The 4,795-nt window shown below is 69.1% G+C and carries 6 protein-coding genes; 3 read left to right on the plus strand and 3 right to left on the minus strand.

Annotated elements, in window-relative coordinates:
* Together V6M46_RS17725 and V6M46_RS17730 are read left to right on the plus strand one after the other, a co-directional pair.
* Window positions 1–579, plus strand: a 579-nt coding sequence (locus tag V6M46_RS17725; RefSeq protein ID WP_332667514.1) for an AI-2E family transporter, incomplete at its 5' end; no start/stop codon positions are given.
* Window positions 576–908, plus strand: coding sequence for an MmcQ/YjbR family DNA-binding protein (locus V6M46_RS17730; RefSeq protein ID WP_332667516.1), 333 nt, complete (start codon window positions 576–578; stop codon window positions 906–908). The genes V6M46_RS17725 and V6M46_RS17730, both read left to right, overlap by 4 nt.
* A 67-nt stretch (window positions 909–975) precedes the next feature.
* Here V6M46_RS17730 and V6M46_RS17735 read toward each other — a convergent pair whose 3' ends face one another.
* Both V6M46_RS17735 and V6M46_RS17740 read right to left on the minus strand, forming a co-directional pair.
* Window positions 976–2,508 (minus strand): MDR family MFS transporter, encoded by a 1,533-nt coding sequence (locus V6M46_RS17735; RefSeq protein WP_332667518.1) that lies wholly within the window; start codon window positions 2,506–2,508, stop codon window positions 976–978.
* A 66-nt stretch (window positions 2,509–2,574) separates the two neighbouring features.
* The gene (locus V6M46_RS17740; RefSeq protein ID WP_332667520.1) at window positions 2,575–3,060 is read right to left on the minus strand and encodes a nucleoside deaminase; all 486 of its coding nucleotides are present in this window, start codon (window positions 3,058–3,060) and stop codon (window positions 2,575–2,577) included.
* A gap of 46 nt (window positions 3,061–3,106) precedes the next feature.
* Between V6M46_RS17740 and ilvA the strand changes: the two genes are divergently transcribed.
* Entirely contained in the window at window positions 3,107–4,297 is a 1,191-nt protein-coding gene (ilvA, locus tag V6M46_RS17745; RefSeq protein ID WP_332667522.1) for a threonine ammonia-lyase, read from the plus strand.
* A gap of 272 nt (window positions 4,298–4,569) precedes the next feature.
* On the opposite strand, the gene V6M46_RS17750 is transcribed toward ilvA, so the two are convergent.
* Window positions 4,570–4,795: GreA/GreB family elongation factor (locus tag V6M46_RS17750; RefSeq protein ID WP_332667524.1), on the minus strand; the 226-nt coding region annotated here is incomplete at its 5' end.

The raw sequence follows: 4,795 nt of genomic DNA on the forward strand, positions 1-4,795 counted from the left end.
TACGAGGGCAACCGCATCTGGAGCTGGGTCGTCGCCCTGTTTCCCCGCGACGCTCGCGATCGGGTCAACACCTCGGGGCACACGGCATGGGCGTCGCTGACGGCGTTCGTACGCGCGACCGTCATCGTCGCGCTGACCGACGCGTTGGGCATCGCGTTCGGTGCGTGGGTTCTCGGCGTGCCGCTGACGTTCGCGATCGGCGTGCTGGTGTTCCTCGGCGCGTTCATCCCGATCATCGGTGCGCTGCTGTCGGGCATGGTCGCCGTGCTCGTCGCGCTCGTAGCGCAGGGCCCGTGGACCGCGCTGTTCATGCTGCTGGTCGTCATCGCGATCCAGCAGATCGAGTCGCACGTCCTGCAGCCGTTCCTCATGGGCCGGCTCGTGGCGGTGCACCCGCTCGCGATCATCTTCGCGATCACGGCCGGGGTGGTCGTCGCGGGCGTCGTCGGCGCGCTCATCGCCGTGCCGCTCGCGGCCTGCCTCAACGGCGTCGTCCGGCACCTGGCCACGACCGCCGAGGAGTACGAGGACGAGCCACCTGATGACGGTGGAGTCCAACCCCTGCCGGGACTCGCATGACGGACATCCACGCGGTGTGCCTCGAGCTGCCGGGTGCCACGCTGACGTTCCCGTTCGGCGAGGACACCGCGGTGTTCAAGGTCGGCGGCAAGGTCTTCGCGATCACGGCCGCCGAGTCGCCGACGCACGTCACGCTCAAGGCCGAGCCCGAAGAGGTCACGGGCCTGGTCGAGACGTACGAGTCGGTGACCCGCGGCTATCACATGAACAAGAAGCACTGGATCACGGTGCAGGTCGACGGCAACCTGCCGGACGGACTCGTCGCCGAGCTCGTCGAGGACTCGTACGACCTGGTGGTCGACAACCTCCCCGCCCGCGACCGGCCCTGACGCTTTCGGCCCCCAAGGAGGCCGCCCGTCCTCGTTCCTCGGGCTTGGGGGGCGGAGTGGCGGTCGGCTACTCGACCGGCGCCGGGGTGTCGCGGGTGCGGAGCGGGATCTCCTTGATGAACAGCGAGATCACGAACGCGATCGCGACGATCGGCAGCGCGGCCAGGAAGACGTCGTGCAGCGAGTCGGCGAAGGCCTCGATGACCTTGGTCTGCAGCGGTTCGGGCAGGGCGTGGATCGCCGTCGCGTCGTTGGTGTTGATCCTCGGCGCGTCGCCGCCGGAGCCGACCGCCGACGCGAGGTGATGCGACAGCCGGGTGTTGAGCACCGCGCCGAAGATCGCGGCACCGAACGCGCCGCCGAGCGTACGGAAGAACGTGATCGTGGAGGTCGCGATGCCCATGTGGCGTGGGTCGACCGAGTTCTGCACGATCACGGTCAGCAGCTGCATCGTGAGCCCGAGACCGGCTCCGAGGATGAACATCCCGAGGCCGATCCGCCAGTACGAGCTGTCCGCGTCGGCCGTCGAGAGCACCAGGAGGGCCGTGACCACCACGACCGTGCTGGCGATCGGCAGGGGGCGGTATCGACCGGTCCGGCTGACCCAGTTGCCGGACGGGATCGAGGTGCAGAACAAGCCGGTGACCATCGGCAGCATGCCGAGGCCCGACCGCGTCGGCGTCATGCCCATGACGATCTGCAGGTAGAGCGGCACGAAGATGATCGCGCCGAACATCGCCATGCCCATGACGACCGACATCGCGTTGGTCGTCCGGAAGATCGAGCCGCGGAACAGGTCCATCGGGATGATCGGCTCCTTGACCCGCAGCTCGATCGCGATGAACACCGCGGTCAGCACGAGCGCGCCGGCGAGCAGGCCGAGACCGAGGCCCGATCCCCAGCCGTGATCGGGGCCGGCCCACGAGACGTACAGCAGCATCGAGGAGACCCCGGCGACCAGCGTCCCGGCGCCGAACCAGTCGATCGTGTGCTCCCGACGGGTGTGCGGGATCTTCAGCGCGTACGAGGTGACGACCAGCGCGACGATGCCGATGGGGACGTTGAGCCAGAAGATCCACTCCCAACCCGGCCCCTCGGCGAGCCAGCCGCCGAGCAGCGGTCCGGCGACGCTCGAGGTGCCGAACACGGCGCCCATGTAGCCCATGTAGCGGCCGCGCTCCCGCGGCGGGATGACGTCGCCGATCGTCGCGAACGCGAGCGCCATCAGGCCGCCACCGCCGATGCCCTGGAGCGCGCGGAACGCGATGAGCTCCTCGATGTTGCGGGAGAAGCCGCACAGCAGCGAGCCGACCAGGAACGTCACGATCGCGACCTGGAAGATCAGCCGGCGACCGTACAGGTCGGAGATCTTGCCCCACAGCGGCGTGGCGGCGGTCGAGGTCAGCAGGTATGCCGTGACGACCCAGCTCAGCTTGTCCAGGCCGTTGAGGTCCGACGTGATGCGGGGGAGGGCCGTGCCGACGATGCTCTGGTCGAGCGCGGCGAGGAACATGCCCGTCATCAGCCCGCCGAGGACCACGAGGATCTGGCGGTGCGAGAGGTACGTCGGTGTGGCGGTTGCGGGGGTGGTGTCAGTCATGGGGTGACTGGACCGCGCGCGCATGACGCCACCATATAACAAGTTGTGGCGTGCAACCAACTGCGGTCAGGTGCTCCTGAGGCGATATCGCCGGTGCAGCTCGTGGACCTCGTCGTCCAGGCCGGGAACCGGGCCCTCGACGACCACTCCGGGTGCGACGTCCTGGATCGGGATGGCGCGCACGGGGGAGGGGCCGACCCCGAGGTCCGTGAGCCACGCGCTGGTCTGGGCCGATGAGCTGGCGTAGACGATGCGCCCGAGGCCGACCCAGCCGTGCGCGGCGGCGCACATCGGACAGTGCTCGCCGGAGGTGTAGACCGTCGCCGTGGCGCGCTGCTCGGCATCGAGGTGGCGGGCGGCCCAGCGGGCAAGGGCAAGCTCCGGGTGGCGTGTCTGGTCGCCCTCGGACGTCTCGCGGTTGCGGTCCTCGGCGAGCGTGGCACCATCGCCGCCCACGAGGACCGATCCGAACGGCTCGTCCCCGGCCTCGATCGCCTCCGCTGCCAGCTCGAGGCAGCGCCGCAGGTGCTGCAGGTCGTTGTCGGTCACCATGAGGTCGAACGTACCCCCGTGCACACCGAGCGACTACGTTGGTGAGGTGGACCTGAATGATGTGCGAGCCGCCCGCCACCTACTCGAAGGGGTCACCGAGGTGACGCCGATGGCGCACTCGCGGTGGCTGAGCTCACTGACGTCGACGCAGGTGTATCTCAAGGCCGAGAACCTCCAGCGTGCGGGCTCGTTCAAGATCCGCGGGGCGTACGTCCGCATCTCGCGCCTGAGCGAGGAGGAGCGCTCGCGCGGCGTCGTCGCGGCGAGCGCCGGCAACCACGCGCAGGGCGTCGCGCTGGCAGCGTCGATGCTCGGGATCAAGTCGACGATCTTCATGCCGGTCGGCGCGGCGCTGCCGAAGGTCGCGGCGACCGAGGGGTACGGCGCCGACATCCACTTCCACGGCACCGGGGTGACCGATGCGCTCGTCGCCGCGAGGGAGTTCGCAGAGCGTACGGGTGCCGTGCTGATCCACCCCTTCGACCACGAGGACATCATCGCGGGGCAGGGGACCGTCGGGCTGGAGATCCTCGAGCAGGTTCCCGACGTCAAGACGATCCTGGTGCCGCTGGGCGGCGGGGGACTGGCTGCCGGTATCGCGCTGCTCCGCACCGAACGCCCCGACCTGCGGGTCGTCGGTGTGCAGGCCAGGGACGCCGCGGCCTATCCCGCGTCGCTCGCCGCCGGCAAGCCCGTCACCTCGCCGATGGGCATCACGATGGCCGACGGCATCTCGGTCGCGCTGCCCGGCGACATCCCGTACGAGATCCTCGCTGAGCTATGCGACGAGGTCGTCACGGTCAGCGAGGAGTCGATGAGCAGTGCGCTGATCTCGCTGCTCGAGCGGGCCAAGCTGTTGGTCGAGCCCGCCGGTGCGGCGGCGGTGGCGGCGCTCCTCGAGCAGCCCCACGCATTCGAGGGGCCCGTGGTCGCGGTGCTTTCCGGCGGCAACATCGACGCCTTGGTGCTGCTCGACGTCATCCGCCACGGTCTGGCGGCGGCGGGGCGGTTCCTGCTGTTCCGCGCCCGCATCCCGGACCGTCCCGGCGCGCTCATGGGGCTGCTGACGGATCTGGCGGAGATGCAGGTCAACGTGCTCAACGTCAACCACGACCGTGCGTCGGAGACCCTCGGCGTCGGCCAGGTCGATGTCGACATCCAGATCGCGACGCGCGGCCCGCACCACCGCACCGAGGTGCGGGAACGCCTCATCGAGCTCGGCTACGAGCTGGTCTGAGGCTCGCCGCTGGTTTGAGCGGTGAGTTAGCGTCCACCGCGCGCACGTGGCGGTGAGTTAGCGTCCACCGCGCGGAAGTGGCGGTGACTTGGCGTCCACCGCGCGGAAGTGGCGGTGAGTTAGCGTCCACCGCGCGGAAGTGGCGGTGACTTGGCGTCCACTTTCACGTCAAAAGTGGACGCCAGGTCACCGCTCCGAGATCGACGTGGACGCCAGGTCACCGCTCCGAGATCGAAAGTGGACGCCAAGTCACCGCCAAGGGCAGGGACGGGTCAGAACGGCTTGGCGTCGACGACCTCGACGGTGATGTTCTTGCCGTTGGGTGCCTCGTAGGACACCTCGTCGCCCGTCTTCTTGCCGAGCAGCGCGGCACCCAGCGGCGAGGTCGGCGAGTAGACGTCGATGTCGACGCTGGAGTCCATGCTGAGCAGCTCACGCGAGCCGAGCAGGAACTGCTCGGTGTCGGTGTCGCCCTTGAAGCGGATCGTGACGATCATG

Source organism: Aeromicrobium sp., assembly GCF_036676885.1.
Lineage (GTDB): Bacteria > Actinomycetota > Actinomycetes > Propionibacteriales > Nocardioidaceae > Aeromicrobium.

What these genes read in the sequence shown, in the direction of transcription:
- V6M46_RS17730 (WP_332667516.1), top strand. Translation starts at nt 576, where the DNA reads ATGACGGACATCCACGCGGTGTGCCTCGAGCTGCCGGGTGCCACGCTG.
- V6M46_RS17735 (WP_332667518.1), bottom strand. Translation starts at nt 2,508, where the DNA reads ATGACTGACACCACCCCCGCAACCGCCACACCGACGTACCTCTCGCAC.
- V6M46_RS17740 (WP_332667520.1), bottom strand. Translation starts at nt 3,060, where the DNA reads ATGGTGACCGACAACGACCTGCAGCACCTGCGGCGCTGCCTCGAGCTG.